Here is a 13,998-nt window from a genome sequence, read left to right on the forward strand (position 1 = left end):
CCCGCGACGCCGTCCGTACTTCCTCTCCCCACGCCTTGGCAGGAAGGCCTCGACCAGCTACGCGGCGGTGACTCCGAGGAAACGAGGGAATGGCAGGCGTCACTCGACGCCTGCATCAGGCACGCCGGGCCGGAGCGCGCCTGGGCGGTCAGCCATTCTCCGCGTTCCAGCCCAGATGGAGAACAGCCACATCGTCCGCCAGGCCCCCGAAGGATGCCGACTTGGACGCGGCGCCATGGACCAAGGCGTCAATGAAATCCTGCCCTTGCAGGTGTGAGTGCCGAGTCGCCAACCGCAGCAGGCCCTCTTCGCCGAGTCGTGTCTTCGGGGCAGTCTTTCCTTCGAACAGTCCATCGGTGAAGAGGACCACACCGTCATGCGGTGAAAGCGGGATATCCGTCGCCGTCCAGTCTTCGCATCCCGGAAACAGGCCCAGCGCGATTCCGGCAGGCGGCTCGACCCAACTGATTTCCCCGGACCTTCGCAGCAGGAGCCCTGGGTGCCCCGCGCTCACCGCTCTGACCGACAAGCCTCCCGGAGGGAACACCAGCGACACAACCGTGCTGTATGTGTCGTCGTCCGCTCTTTCGTCGGCCAGGATCCTCTCAAGGATGCACAGTTGCTCGAACTGGGTTTTTCCGCAGAGAACAGCAGTCCGCCACGCCACCCGCAGGTGAACCGCGAGAGCGGCTTCCGCCGCTCCGTGTCCGGAGACGTCTCCCAAGATCACGTGCACAGTCGAATCCTCGGTTTGCACAATGTCGTAGAAGTCACCGCTCAGCAGCGCGTGCGTCCGGCCTGGAACGTAGCGCGAGGCGACCATGAAGTCGTCTCCACGCAGTGCGGGCGTAGGAAGGAGACCTCGTTCCAGAGATGCTTTTTCCTGGGCAATCAGCGCGTTGGCCTCTATCGCAGCTATGGTTGTCTCCCAGAATTTCTGCTGCGCGGCCTGCCGGGGCTCAGTACTGAATCCGAATGCGTCAATACGCTTCGTGTCCACGTGGTGTTGGCATCCCGCCCCCAGACGCCGAGCTTCATTCGTCGATGTCGTGCCAGTGGTAAAGGTTGCAGCTGCGTAAGGCATTGGCGTGGTACCCCACCTTCATTCACGTGTTGCCGCCTCAGGTTCGTAAAAACAGACAGGAGAGGCACTGGATCTGTGACAGGAGAAGGGCCGGAGTCCAGCGTGACGGTATTCATACCTGCTCGGTCTTCCGACTGTTTCCCACTTGGATTCGTATGCGCTCGTCCCCTTCGGAGGCGAAGGCTCGACCACTCCGCAGCGGCGCCCGGCTTCGCTTCGGCGGCCTCGTCCTGGGACCGCGGTCGGCCACCGCGCGGGGCCGGCGGGCCTGGGAGAGCACGCGCCCGCGCGGAGCGGGACAACCCGCACGGGGCGGCGCGCGTCCCGCTGTGACGGCTTGTAGCATGGTGATCCAGAGCTGGAGGACATCTATATGCGCGCCGGGGATGACGCAGACTCGCTTGACCAGGCAACGGGGGAATTCATCGCAGCGCGTCCCCAACTGTTCGGGATCGCGTACCGCGTGCTCGGCAGCACTGTGGAAGCCGAGGACATCGTCCAGGAGGCGTGGCTGCGGTGGCAGAACACCAACCGCGCCGATATCCAGGAGCCGGCGGCGTTCCTGGCGACGGTCACCGCCCGTCTGGCGATCAACCTCGCCCAGTCCGCCAGGATGCGGCGTGAGTCGTACACCGGGCCCTGGCTTCCGGAGCCGGTCGACACCAGCGTGGATCCGCAGTTGGGCGCGGAACGGGCAGAGGCACTCGACCTGGCGGTTCTCTTCCTTCTGGAGAAGCTCAACCCGGTGGAACGGGCTGCTTACGTTCTGAGGGAAGCCTTCGACTACCCGTACAAGCAGATCGCGGACATCCTGGAGACGAGCGCAGCCAATACGCGTCAGCTGGTGAGCCGTGCCAGGAAGCATCTGGCTGCGGAACGCCGGGAGCCGGTCAGCTCTACCGCGCACCGGCGGCTGATGGAGGTGTTCCTCGCCGCGGCGCAGACCGGCAGTCTGTCCGTGCTTGAGGATGTTCTCACTGCGGACGTGGTCAGCTACTCCGACGGCGGAGGAGTGCGCGGGGCATCCAAGATTCCGGTCGTCGGACGTCCGCACGTCTCCAAGTACCTTGCCGCCTTCGCCCCACGTTTCTGGCCTCAGGCCGACATTCGCTGGGTCGAGGCCAACGGCAGGCCGGCCGTCCTTGTCTCGGCCGATGGAAACGCGGTGGCTCTGTTGTCCGTCGACGTGTCGGCACGCGGCATCGAACGCATCATGTGGGTCATGAATCCGGCCAAACTCGCTCCTTACGTGGCTTCGCTGGACAACTGAGGCGGCCTTTCCACCGGCTCCGCGCCTGAGTGCCCGGAGTCGGGCCGGCGTTCCCCACCACGGTCCAAGCAGCGGCCGGCCCTCCTCCCGGCCTGAGCAAGCCGTCCGTCTCCTGCGCTTTCGACTGACACGGTCGGGATGTTCTGGGCTGCCCGCACCCTCGATATCGTCACACAGCGCAAGGATGCCGCACGTTCCGTATTGGAATGCCCGCTCGACGAGGGCGGAGTCGCGCTCAAGCGGGCCGCTTGTCAGCGACTGTCACAAGGTGGGTGACTTGTCGGTCAACTAGCTGTCCGGAACCCGGGATTTCCCTCACGATACGAAGGCGCATGAAATATGGCATTTGACACAGTTGGTTCGGCGAGGTCTGCCCATGGCCGGGTCTCTCGCATCGCGTGTCGGCGTAAAACCACACCTCCGGCGGACACCGGCCTTCCCTCATCGATGTCGGCTGCGCGCCCGGCCGCGTACGGCGACATTGACGGAGACATGCGGTGACCGAGCAGATCCCGCCGCCCAATCTGTCCACCGACAAGGACTTCGACGGAGAGTACTTCGCCCCCATCTACACCACGACGGTGACTGTGAGCGGTGGGACAGCGAGTCACGGACGGGCCTCGGGGAGAGCACGCTCGGCCGACGGAGCCTTGGATCTCAACCTGCGCATGCCTGCCGAACTGGGAGGAGACGGCCCGGGAACGAATCCCGAGCAGTTGTTCGCCGCCGGCTTCGCCGCCTGCTTCCACGGAGCACTGAGCCTGGTGGCACGACAGGCCGCGCTCGATCCCGCCGCGCTCTCCGTCGAGGCGACCGTGGCGTTTGGGCGGGATCCGGCAGACGGTGGCTATGTGCTGCGCGTCGACCTGGTGGTCAAGTGGCCGGGCATCGATCCTGAGATCGCCGCTCCGCTCCTGGCGAAGGCCGATTCACTGTGCCCCTACGCGAAGATGGTCCGGCAGGGAACTCCGGCCACCATCACGCTGGCTTCCTAAGGGCTGTCCGGGCACGTCAGCGATCGTCCGATGCTGACGAACACGCGACCCCGTCCGGCCAAGGACATCGGCTGCCTGCGGGGCTGTATGCCGTTTCACATTGTTTCCGTAGCCGTCGTGTGCCGCGTGGCAGCACACGACGGCTCTTCCCGAGGACCGCCCAGTCGCCGACCGGCACCGTGAACGGCGGCTCGTTCGCTGATGAGGCAGCGAGACCTCGGCCGCCCGCGCTCTGCCTTGTCAGGAGGGGAACCACAGGTCGGCGTCGGCGGCCTCTTCCTTGCGAACGCTGAAGAGAGCGATGTCCTTCTTGTGCGAACTCTGCGGTGGCAACTGAGCGATCAGTTGGTGATCGCCGTCATGGACGAACGGCTCGCCCCGCTGTCCCGAGGACGTCTCGAAGTACTCGGCGTTGATCGTTGTGTACCGCGCCCAGTGCTGTGGGACATCCTCCTCGTAGAAGATGGCCTCGACCGGGCAGACCGGCTCACACGCATGGCAGTCCACGCACTCGGATGGGTTGATGTAGAGCGTCCGGTTGCCCTCATAAATGCAGTCCACGGGGCACTCGGTGAGGCAGGCTCTGTCCTTGACGTCGACGCAAGGCAGTGCAATGACGTACGTCATCTTCTCCTCTTTCCTCCGGCGGAGACGGTCAGCGATCAGCCGGCTTGCGGCAGGTGGTCTTGCGGCTGGAGGTATGACCGTGAAGCTGACGAAGTTGTGACAGCCCGCGCGTATCCCAACCGGGCCGTCGCCGGAGTTGTCACAGGATGAAGGACCGCGCGGTCTGATGGGTGACCTTCCGACATGACTCGCGGAATGCGACATCTGAGATGAGGAACCCTGTGAATACTTTCGTGATCGTCGGTGGCGGTCTGGCCGCGGGCAAGGCGGCCGAGGCACTACGGGAGCACGGTCACAGCGGCCCGCTCGTCATCATCGGCGACGAGCCCGAGAAGCCGTACGTGCGGCCGCCGCTTTCCAAGGGGTACCTACTGGGTAAGGAGGAGCGCGATGCGATCTTCGTGCATCCTGACGAGTGGTACCGGGAGCACGATGTCGACCTGCTGCTCAACACGCGTGCGCGCGCGGTCGATCGGCGGGCACGGAAGGTGGAACTGGACGACGGGCGTGAGGTAGGCATGAGTGTCAACGTGTGGGACGTCATGGACCCGATCCGTTCCCTGATCACCTCCGGGTCGGACATCGACGACGGTCTTCTCTCCGGCCCGGACGTGCCTGTGGAGCACCTCCTGCCGTGACGCCCCGGCGCAGGCGAGAGTGCGCCGGATCGCCCACCGTCTCCCGCCTTTTCTGGTGTCAGTGGGCGGGAGACCGCCACGGATTCACGGCCGCACATACAACGGAACAGTGTCACAGATCCCGGGACGGCCTGGTCGTAGTGAGTGACAACCCAGGCGATCGGAGCAGACCGTGGCTATCACCGAACAACGTCTTTCCACCATGGTGCTGGTGATCGGCACCGGAGGTGCTGGGCTGCGAGCGGCAATCGAACTGGCTGAGGCCGGTGTCGACGTCCTCGCGGTCGGCAAGCGCCCCAAGGAAGACGCCCATACGGCGCTTGCTGCCGGAGGAATCAACGCGGCCCTGGCCACCATGGATCCCGAGGACAGCTGGCAGCAGCACGCGGCCGACACTCTCAAGGAGAGCTATCTGCTCGCCGACCCTCGCACCGCCCAGATCGTCACTCAGGGCGCCGCCCGAGGCATCGACGACCTGGAGCGATACGGCATGGCCTTCGCCAGGGAAGAGGATGGCCGGATCTCCCAGCGCTTCTTCGGCGCGCACAAGTTCCGGCGGACCGCCTTCGCCGGCGACTACACCGGTCTGGAGATCCAGCGCACCCTCATCAGGCGCGCGGACCAGCTCAATATCCCCGTACTCGACGGCGTCTACATCACCCGGCTTCTCGTGCATGACGGCACCGTCTTCGGTGCCTACGGCTTCGACCTCACAGACGGAACGCGCTACCTGATCCACGCAGACGCCGTCATTCTCGCCGCGGGTGGCCACACCCGTATCTGGCGGCGCACGTCCTCACGGCGCGACGAGAACACGGGCGACTCCTTCCGCCTGGCCGTGGAGGCCGGAGCCCGCCTGCGCGACCCTGAGCTGGTGCAGTTCCACCCTTCCGGGATCATCGAGCCGGAAAACGCGGCCGGCACCCTGGTCAGCGAGGCCGCTCGCGGTGAGGGCGGGATCCTGCGCAACGCGCTCGGGGAGCGCTTCATGACCCGCTACGACCCTGAGCGTATGGAGCTGTCCACCCGCGACCGCGTGGCGCTGGCCTCCTACACGGAGATCAAGGAAGGTCGGGGAACTCCCAAGGGCGCTGTGTGGCTGGACGTCTCCCACCTGCCACGGCGGACGATCATGACGCGGCTCCCCCGCGTCTACCAGACGCTTCTGGACCTCCAAATGCTGGACATCACCCGCGAACCGATCGAGATCGCGCCCACCGCGCACTACTCGATGGGCGGAGTGTGGGTGCGTCCCGAGGACCACAGCACTGATGTGCGTGGCCTGTACGCGATCGGTGAGGCGTCGAGCGGGCTGCACGGCGCCAACCGCCTCGGTGGGAACAGCCTCATAGAGCTGCTGGTCTTCGGCCGCATCACCGGCCAGGCGGCCGCCGCCTACTCGCAGTCACTGACCGCGCATCCGCGGTCGACGCCGGCCATAGCGCACGCTCGCGCGGAGATCGACGATCTTCTCGCAGCCGACGGACCGGGCAACGTACGCGCTCTGCAGCGCGCCATCCGCAACACCATGACCGAGCACGCGGGAGTCGTACGCGACGAAGAGGGCCTGCGTGCCGGGCTGGCGGAGCTCGCGGCGATCGAGAAGGGAATGGAGGACGTCGGCGTACACCCGGACATCGCCGGCTACCAGGATCTCGCGCACGCCTTTGATCTCAAGTCCGCCGCTCTGGCGGCCCGGGCCACCCTCGAAGCGGCTCTGGAGCGTCGCGAGACTCGTGGCTGTCACAACCGCAGCGACTACCCCGACCAGGATCCCGCTCTGCGGGTCAATCTCGTGTGGTCCCCGGCGACTGGTATCACCCGCGAGAGCATTCCGGCCATTCCGGACGAGATTTCCTCTCTGATGGAGGAGGTGTCGACCGATGGAAAGCTCGCGGAATGACCTCGTACACATCCGCGACGGGACAGCCCTGAGGCGCCCAATGGCGGCATGCCCGTGCGGTCCGCATCAGGAAAGAGCCTTCTCGATTCCTGCGAACGCCTGTCACAAGTAGCGCCGCTGTCCTGTCACTTGTAGTGCGGCTCAGAGTTTATTCGGTACCAGTGAGAGCTCATCGCAGGATGCGCGCCGCACCATGAAAACCTCCGAGAGGAATCCGTAATGAAGGTCGTAGTGATCGGTGGAACCGGGCTCATCGGTTCGAAGCTGGTCGGCAGGCTCAACGAGCACGGGCACGAGGCGGTCGCGGCCGCGCCCAGTACCGGCGTCAACACTCTGACGGGCCAGGGTCTGGCCGAGGTCCTGGAGGGCGCGTCGGTCGTGGTCGACGTGTCCAACTCTCCCTCGTTCGAGGACGAAGCCGTCATGGACTTCTTCCGCACCTCGACGACCAACCTCCTCAAGGCGGAGGCCGAGGCCGGCGTGACGCATCACGTGGCGCTGTCCGTGGTCGGCACCGAACACCTCCAGGAGAGCGGATACTTCCGCGCCAAGCAGGCTCAGGAAGAGCTGATCAAGGAGTCCGGCATCCCCTACTCCATTGTCCACGCCACCCAGTTCTTCGAGTTCATGAAGGCGATCGCCGGCGCTGCCACCGAGGGCGACACCGTGCGTCTCGCTCCCGTCAAGATCCAGCCTGTCGGCTCCGACGACGTGGCCGCGGCTGTCGGCCGCGCGGCGGTCGGTACGCCGGTCAACGGTGTGGTGGAGGTCGCGGGCCCCGATGAGTTCCAGCTCGACCAGCTCATCCGTAACGGACTCGCCGCCAAGAACGACCCCCGCACGGTGGTCTCGGATGTGCACGCCCCGTACTTCGGTGCCGAGCTGAAGGAGACCACGCTCCTGCCTGGTCCGGACGCGCACATCGCCGAGACCCGGTTCGTCGACTGGCTCGCGAAGCAGCAGTAAGTCCTCTCCTACGGGTGTGGCCCCTGCCTGCCGGCAGGGGCCACACCCGTACTCCGGCCGCGGGTTCACTCCACCGCACGCACAGACACCGCGTTGGCTCTCCTTGCCGGGACGAGCCGTTTCAGTCTGCGCCGTTCTCTCTGATCTGCGCAGGCGACCATTCCGGTCGCAGCGACGGCCCGGACCGGCCCGCGCACGCTCACCCGAGGCCGGCAGCCGCTCAGGACGGACGGGCGGGCCGGCGTCTTCACCGCCCCGCCCTGGCCCCGTGACGGCGGCAGGACGCTGTGGCACGTCATGGAGAGGCAGGCGGTATTCGGCACGCGGGAAACAGCTCCGGTACCGGCCGGGCGAGAAACGCGCTTCGCGCTGAATCCGTCCGCGCGGGAAGAGCCCTCGTCCTGAAGGCTGGAGCGTGGCCGGTGGGTCGCTCGGCGGCGATGTCCTTTACTGGGTACGAGGTCGTCCTCAGGGCTGCCCCGTAATCCCCGGTGGATCAGCGTCGCTGCTTGCTGAAGACTCCAGGTATTCCTGCGCGGTCGGCTTGGCGATCTGCGTGCCTTCACCGTAGAGACTCCGGCTGAGTCGGGCACGCAGGCGCTGAGTGAGGCTGGATCTGACATCCGGGCCCCCCGCGTTTCCCGTGGAGCCGGGACCGATCGGCTTGTATTGGTCATGCTGCGTAAGGACGTGCAATTGTTCTTGACTGAGTGGCTCGTGCACCTCGATGAACTCGCCGTTCGGCAAGCGCTTGATGATGCCCGTCTCGCGGCCGTGCAGTACTTTGTCGCGGTCTCGGCGCTGGAGGCCGAGTGCGAACCGATTCGCTATGACGTAAGCCATGAGAGGCACGATGAAGAGACCGACACGAACCGCCCAGGTCACTGATTCAAACGAAACGTGAAGGCGAATGGCGATAATGTCGTTCGCGGCACCGATCAGAGCCACCAGATAGAAACTGATCCATGCGACACCAAGTCCCGTTCGCACCGGGCGGTTGCGTGGTCTGTCGAGGAGATGCTGCTCACGATCGTCGCCGGTCACCCAGGACTCGATGAACGGGTACGCGCCCATGGCGAGGAAGAGACCAACGCCCGCCAACAGCGGAATCAGGTTGTCGAGAGCCAGGGTGTGGCCCCAGAAGTCGATTTCCCAGCCGGGCATGACGCGTAGCAGCCCGTCTGCCACGCCCATGTACCAGTCGGGCTGCGACCCTGCCGAAACCTGGTCGGCACGATAGGGGCCGTACAGCCAGATGGGGTTGATCTGGGCTACCGAAGCGATGATGAAGATGCCGCCGACCACCAGGAAGAAAAATCCTGTGGACTTTACCGCGCGTACCTGAAGCGGCAGGCCTACAACGTTCTTGTTATTACGGCCCGGACCTGGATACTGCGTGTGCTTGTGATGGAGGACCAGGAACAGATGGACGGCAAGCAGCCCTACCATGAGGGCAGGGATGAGCAGAACGTGGATCGTGTTGAAGCGCGCCACCAGATCATCGCCTGGAAACTCGCCTCCAAAAAGGAACATCGAGAGATAGGTTCCGACGATCGGGATGGAAAGGATCGTTCCGTTTACGACCGCGAGTCCGGTCCCGGACAGAAGGTCATCCGGAAGGTCGTATCCCGTCAAGCCTCCGAACATTCCCAGGAGCAGCAGTAGGAATCCGAACAGCCAGTTGAGTTCGCGGGGCTTGCGGAACGCGCCTGTAAAGAATACGCGCAGCATGTGGACGAGCATGGCGGCGACAAAGACCAGCGCTGCCCAGTGGTGGGCCTGCCGGATCAGTAGGCCACCACGCACGTCGAAGGAGATGTGCATGGTCGAATTGAATGCCTCCGACACCATCTGGCCCCGCAGCGGTATGTAACTGCCCTGATACTCCACTTCCCTCATGGACGGATGGAAATACAGCGTCAGATACACACCCGTAACGATGACGACAAGGAAGCTGTAGAGGCAGATTTCGCCCAGCATGAAGGACCAGTGATCCGGGAAAACCCTTCGTGCGTTTGCCTTGACCAGGCTGTACAGACCCAGACGTCCCTCGGCCCATTCGGCAATCCTTTCCCCCTTGTGTCCTCGCCGCACTTCGTTTTCCTGACTCCCGTCACCCATGCCCCTACCACCGTTCATAAATCGCTCAAAAAGGTTGTGTCTGCTCTTGCCGATTTCGCATCTCTCAGCCTCGCCACGGTCTCCTCCGGCGACAGGCGGAGAATTCAGCGCGGCAGGGTGGGTGTCCTGCCGGTGGCGGATTGAGACAGCGGGGCATCGAGTCCGTTACGGAACCCGTCGCGGACAGCTCGGCCGGCGCCGTTCACTGCGCGCTCGGACGATGTGCGCCATGTCCGCGCGCGAAACACCGAACGACGGCTCAACCGGTTCGGATCACAGTGGATGCCGACCTCGTGATCCGCCTCCGAAGCGAGCCGGCGCGGGAACAGCGAGTCGGCTGCCGTCACCGCAAGCTCCTGAGCCGCAGGCTCAAGAACGGTTACCTCATCGCTGCACTCCTTGGGTCAGCAGGCTCCAGGACCGCTTCCACCCATATGACCGGGCATGAGGCGTGGACGTGACACGCATCGGTCCGGGTCGATTCGTTCCCAGGAGCCTCGCCCGCGCGTGCACCTCCGCTGGGCGGGACAGGGGCCAGGTCGAGCCAGGCTGTTCGGCAGCGTGTCCGCCGAAGAACGCGCAAGCGCGCGAAGCATCCCCGGAAGGGCCCCGGAGAGGCCGTGGTTGGCGAGCCGCGAAAGCTGGAAACCGTCACGCCGACGTGGTGACCGTGTCCTTGGCCTGGCGGTCCTCGCGTCGCCTCGTCGCACGGCGTTCGCTCTCCGTCATGCCGCCCCAGATGCCTTCCACCTGTCCCACACGCAGGGCCCAGTCGAGGCACTGCTCCACGACAGGGCAACGGCCACACACGGCCTTCGCTTCGTCAATCTGTTCAAGCGTCGGACCGTAGTTTCCTATGGGGAAGAACAGATCAGGGTCTACGTGGAGGCAAGCTGCCCGTTCGCTCCAATAGATGACATGGTCTCCTCGTTCAGAATCCATGGGAAAGCAAACCTCCAGGGTTCGTGATTCAGCAGGAGGCCCCGGAATCCGATCATGGTCTTTCTCGTCCGTACGAAGAGTTGTCGGGGGCCGTCACATGAGACCGAATAACCGGCGTAGGTGTGACACGTAGCGGGGTCCGCGTGGCGTTGAAGGGGACGATCCGCAGTGGATCGTGTGGCCGGGACGCGGTCGCGCGGCTGGTCACGCTGGTACGACGGCGCGGCGGTGACGCCCCGCGGGCCGCGACTTGACGGCTGCTCCGGACCGGTCGGGTCCGTCGCCGGCACGGACCTCCTTGGCAAGGTCCGTGTGAGGCACGGCAACGTGCGGCAGGAGGCGGCGGCCGAGTCCTCATGATCACGCGCGGAAGCTCATGTCACAGGATCCATGCGTGCCCGGTCTAACGGGTTAAGCCAGGAAATGGAAGAGGTGTACCTTGCGCGAGGACTCAGCCATCGGCCGCTGCGGCCCCCTACCCGGGCACGAGGGCGTGCATGATGGCATCCTCCTTCGGGACGCCGGTATCGCTGAAGCCCTCCTGAACTTCGACAGGGTTGATACGCGCGGCCGTGTTGTGTGGTGCCGTGCGAGAGGGAGGATGCGGTATGGACCACGCTGACGCGGTGCCGATCGCGGAGTTGCTTGACGAGCGTCGGTATCTGCTGGACGTCGCCTACTGGATGCTGGGCAGCCCCGGTGAGGCGGAGAGCGTTGTCGATGAGACCTACCGCCGGTGGTACGAGCTGTCCGACGCGGCGCGCAAGCAGATCACGGCGCCCCGGTCCTGGCTTGCGAAGACCGCGGGCGGCATCTGTCTGGGCCGACTCGCCCTGCCTGACCGGGACGCGGCCGACCAGAGGAACGGTGCGCGCACGGAGACGGGAGACGCCACGGCAGCGCAGGCGAGGCTGGAGAAGAAGGAGGAGGTCAGTCGAGTTCTGCTGAATGCCCTGGACTCTCTGTCCCCGGCCGAGCGGGCGGCGTTCGTGCTCAATGATGTCTTCGGCATGACTCCCGATACGGTCGCCGACATCGTGGGACGCACAGAGCCGGAGTGTGTCGCCCTCGCCGACCGGGCGCGCCGCTGCCTTCGGACGCGGCGCTCACGTCTCACGACGCTGGAACAGCACGAGGCCGTCGCCCGTGCGGTGGGTCAGGCCTGCGCGACGGAGGACGTCAGGCTGCTGGCGTCGCTGCTCTGCCCGGACGCCACGGCGTTCTTCGACGGCGGCGGCAAGGTCCGGGCACTGGTCAGGCCCGTACACGGCAACCAGCAGGTCGCACGCAGCCTGCTGACACTCCTGGGCCACCGCCCGCGCACCACACTCACCACCCAATCCGTCAACGGCCGCACCGGTCTCGTCGCCCGCTACGACCACCGGGTCGCCGCCGTCATCAGTTTCGACATCGCCGACCACTACCACGTCGCACAGGTCTGGGTCGTGCTCAATCCCGACAAACTGCAGTTCTGGAACCATCCCCCCGCCCCGATCAACCCGAGCGCACAACAGAGCCCGTCACAGCGGAACGACGGCCGGTCCTGATCAGTCCTGAGAGGTGTTTCCAGAGGCGTTGGGCATGGCGGTAGGTGGTCGACGGCGGTACTCCCGCAGGAGCACCGCACGCGATCGCTCCGCCGCACGGGTGCTCCACGTTGTCGTCCCAAGGCATCCTGGTCACACTGCCGGAGTCACAGCGTTCCCGGCAGAGAGCCACAAGCCGCCGCGAAGCGGAAGCGCGAATGCAGGAACGCGGCGATCTTGCTCGGGTTCCATACCCACATCAGCTTGTGGATGCCTTCCTTCGAGGCGGCTATCGTCAGAAACGTGGCGGGCTCGCCATCTCGATAAATCATCATGCCTGTACGGCCGTTGGCGTTGACGGATCTGATGTCCGCACCCTGCCAGAACCGTGGATAGGCCGTCGCCAGGTTGGCCACGCGTGCACGGCCCAGCACGGGTATACGAGCGGCGCCCCGGATACCGTTGCCGTCGGACAGACTGACGACATCGGGGGCGAGGAGGGCTTCCAATGAGGCCACATCACCAGTTTGAGCTGCTGAGACAAAGGCATTCAGAAGGCGTCGGTGCTCCGCCGTGTCGACGCTCTCCCGCTGCTCGGCCGACAGATGCTTGCGAGCACGGCTGACGATCTTCCGCACGTTGACGAGGCTGAGTTGGAGGATTTCAGCGATCTCGGGATAGGCGTAGTCGAACGCCTCGCGCAGTACGTATGCGGCACGCTCGGTGGGACTCAACTTCTCCAACACCAACAGCAGAGCCAGCTCCAGAGCCTCCGCACGCTGCGCGCCCACCTCCGGGTCCGCGCTCGTGTCAATGGGCTCGGGCAGCCACGGTCCGATGTAGGTCTCCCGACGCACCCGCGCCGACTGCGCGACATTGATGGCCATGCGAGTCGTCGTGCTCGAAAGGAAGGCCACCGGGCTGACCACCACGGAACGGTCGGTCTTCTGCCAGCGCAGCCACACTTCCTGGACCACGTCTTCAGCCTCGACCGCGCTGCCGAGCACGCGGTAGGCGATTCCGAAGAGACGTGCCCGGTGCTGCACAAAGACGGCAACAGCCTCTTCAAGACTACTTGTCATGGGGGACGGCTCAAGATGCATGGTCCTGCGGTCTCCGTTCCTCCGGTCGCGGCTGTCAGGGGCGGGGCCACGCGGCGACCGCGTGGCCCCGGACGGCTCCGACAACCAGTCCCAGGACACGCTCCCGGAAGCCGTGCCGCTGCCGGGTGTCACGCGCCACAGGGTGTGTTCGGGTGGTGCGGGAACTGTGGTCACTGAAAGTCACGGCTGCTCCAATCGCCTCTGCTCCATAGACCGGGACCGGCCCGTTCCTGTGACAAGGCTGGGGCAGCGGATTACTGCCGACCGCCACGTGACAGTAGGTATCAGACAGACACACAGTGTTTTCACGGGCTTCGCGGCCCAATCATCAGATCAAATCGCACCTCTGAGCAAAGGGTTCATATAGTTGGTAAACGCACGTAGTCCCATGCCGAGATCGTGGAACGCTTCCCAGCGATGCCATTAAAGCATTGCCACGTTGTTGATCAGTGGGTGGTCGTCCCACGTCCGACAAGGGCGAATTAGTCCCGCGGCAACGTTTTCGCGCCACCGGCACGGAGTCATCCTCGCAAGACCGGCCACATCGTGACGATGCGTGTCACGCTCACGGACGCTCCGGTAACACGGTGCAGCGGACCATGACCTCCAGCCTGCCGAAACGGCAGAGCGTCACACGGCCGGATGATCGCGAGAGCGGCGGCCTCGCCGCCGGGACGGCCGACAGAACACCGTCACATCGCGGACAGCAAGTGTTTCCCATCCATTGCGTTTGCCGCGAACAGTGGCAATAATTGATGCCATAGTGTTTGGTGCGTGTCGGCCATCCTCGGCTTCCGCGGCGGCTCTGCCGTTCCTGCCGGCT

Annotated in this window: 12 protein-coding genes; 6 read left to right on the top strand and 6 right to left on the bottom strand. The window is 65.0% G+C overall.

Annotated elements, in window-relative coordinates; genetic code table 11:
• Positions 1 to 148: 148 nt before the first annotated feature.
• Positions 149 to 1,000 carry a PP2C family protein-serine/threonine phosphatase gene (locus PV679_RS21405; RefSeq protein WP_416069769.1) on the bottom strand — a complete coding sequence of 284 codons (852 nt, stop codon included), beginning with the start codon at positions 998 to 1,000 and terminating at the stop codon, positions 149 to 151.
• Between the two features lie 457 nt (positions 1,001 to 1,457).
• Between PV679_RS21405 and PV679_RS21410 the strand changes: the two genes are divergently transcribed.
• Positions 1,458 to 2,354 carry an RNA polymerase sigma-70 factor gene (locus PV679_RS21410; protein ID WP_319681947.1) on the top strand — a complete coding sequence of 299 codons (897 nt, stop codon included), beginning with the start codon at positions 1,458 to 1,460 and terminating at the stop codon, positions 2,352 to 2,354.
• Positions 2,355 to 2,851: 497 nt separating this feature from the next.
• On the top strand, positions 2,852 to 3,349 hold the full coding sequence (locus tag PV679_RS21415) for an Ohr family peroxiredoxin (RefSeq protein WP_319681948.1): 498 nt from the start codon (positions 2,852 to 2,854) through the stop codon (positions 3,347 to 3,349).
• Positions 3,350 to 3,589: 240 nt separating this feature from the next.
• Here the strand turns inward: PV679_RS21415 and fdxA are convergent, their stop codons facing one another.
• Positions 3,590 to 3,976, bottom strand: coding sequence for a ferredoxin (fdxA, locus tag PV679_RS21420; RefSeq protein WP_319681949.1), 387 nt, complete (start codon positions 3,974 to 3,976; stop codon positions 3,590 to 3,592).
• A 233-nt stretch (positions 3,977 to 4,209) separates the two neighbouring features.
• Here fdxA and PV679_RS21425 point away from each other — a divergent pair, with 233 nt between their 5' ends.
• The 3 genes from PV679_RS21425 (at position 4,210) to PV679_RS21435 (ending at position 7,483) form a co-directional block, all read left to right on the top strand.
• Positions 4,210 to 4,614 (top strand): FAD-dependent oxidoreductase, encoded by a 405-nt coding sequence (locus tag PV679_RS21425; protein ID WP_416069770.1) that lies wholly within the window; start codon positions 4,210 to 4,212, stop codon positions 4,612 to 4,614.
• Positions 4,615 to 4,816: 202 nt separating this feature from the next.
• Positions 4,817 to 6,517 carry an L-aspartate oxidase gene (locus PV679_RS21430; RefSeq protein WP_319681999.1) on the top strand — a complete coding sequence of 567 codons (1,701 nt, stop codon included), beginning with the start codon at positions 4,817 to 4,819 and terminating at the stop codon, positions 6,515 to 6,517.
• A 219-nt stretch (positions 6,518 to 6,736) separates the two neighbouring features.
• Entirely contained in the window at positions 6,737 to 7,483 is a 747-nt protein-coding gene (locus tag PV679_RS21435; RefSeq protein ID WP_319681950.1) for an SDR family oxidoreductase, read from the top strand.
• A gap of 468 nt (positions 7,484 to 7,951) precedes the next feature.
• Here PV679_RS21435 and PV679_RS21440 read toward each other — a convergent pair whose 3' ends face one another.
• The 3 genes from PV679_RS21440 to PV679_RS21450 form a co-directional block, all read right to left on the bottom strand.
• Entirely contained in the window at positions 7,952 to 9,604 is a 1,653-nt protein-coding gene (locus PV679_RS21440; RefSeq protein ID WP_319681951.1) for a cytochrome bc complex cytochrome b subunit, read from the bottom strand.
• Between the two features lie 104 nt (positions 9,605 to 9,708).
• The gene (locus PV679_RS21445) at positions 9,709 to 9,951 is read right to left on the bottom strand and encodes a hypothetical protein (protein ID WP_319681952.1); all 243 of its coding nucleotides are present in this window, start codon (positions 9,949 to 9,951) and stop codon (positions 9,709 to 9,711) included.
• Between the two features lie 304 nt (positions 9,952 to 10,255).
• Complete coding sequence (locus PV679_RS21450; RefSeq protein WP_319681953.1) at positions 10,256 to 10,546, bottom strand: WhiB family transcriptional regulator; 291 nt, start codon at positions 10,544 to 10,546, stop codon at positions 10,256 to 10,258.
• A 608-nt stretch (positions 10,547 to 11,154) separates the two neighbouring features.
• On the opposite strand from PV679_RS21450, the gene PV679_RS21455 reads away from it, so the two are divergent.
• Positions 11,155 to 12,093, top strand: coding sequence for a sigma factor-like helix-turn-helix DNA-binding protein (locus PV679_RS21455; protein WP_319681954.1), 939 nt, complete (start codon positions 11,155 to 11,157; stop codon positions 12,091 to 12,093).
• A gap of 146 nt (positions 12,094 to 12,239) precedes the next feature.
• Here PV679_RS21455 and PV679_RS21460 read toward each other — a convergent pair whose 3' ends face one another.
• Positions 12,240 to 13,175 (bottom strand): RNA polymerase sigma-70 factor, encoded by a 936-nt coding sequence (locus tag PV679_RS21460; RefSeq protein ID WP_319681955.1) that lies wholly within the window; start codon positions 13,173 to 13,175, stop codon positions 12,240 to 12,242.
• Positions 13,176 to 13,998 lie beyond the last annotated feature (823 nt).

Origin of the sequence: Streptomyces sp. AK02-01A, from assembly GCF_033795305.1 — a bacterium.
In the GTDB taxonomy this organism is placed as follows: Bacteria; Actinomycetota; Actinomycetes; order Streptomycetales; family Streptomycetaceae; genus Streptomyces.

Excerpts from the sequence above, each read along its gene's own strand:
- PV679_RS21410 (WP_319681947.1), top strand. The coding sequence starts at position 1,458 with ATGCGCGCCGGGGATGACGCAGACTCGCTTGACCAGGCAACGGGGGAA.
- fdxA (WP_319681949.1), bottom strand. The coding sequence starts at position 3,976 with ATGACGTACGTCATTGCACTGCCTTGCGTCGACGTCAAGGACAGAGCC.
- PV679_RS21430 (WP_319681999.1), top strand. The coding sequence starts at position 4,817 with ATGGTGCTGGTGATCGGCACCGGAGGTGCTGGGCTGCGAGCGGCAATC.
- PV679_RS21435 (WP_319681950.1), top strand. The coding sequence starts at position 6,737 with ATGAAGGTCGTAGTGATCGGTGGAACCGGGCTCATCGGTTCGAAGCTG.
- PV679_RS21440 (WP_319681951.1), bottom strand. The coding sequence starts at position 9,604 with ATGGGTGACGGGAGTCAGGAAAACGAAGTGCGGCGAGGACACAAGGGG.
- PV679_RS21450 (WP_319681953.1), bottom strand. The coding sequence starts at position 10,546 with ATGGATTCTGAACGAGGAGACCATGTCATCTATTGGAGCGAACGGGCA.
- PV679_RS21455 (WP_319681954.1), top strand. The coding sequence starts at position 11,155 with ATGGACCACGCTGACGCGGTGCCGATCGCGGAGTTGCTTGACGAGCGT.
- PV679_RS21460 (WP_319681955.1), bottom strand. The coding sequence starts at position 13,175 with ATGCATCTTGAGCCGTCCCCCATGACAAGTAGTCTTGAAGAGGCTGTT.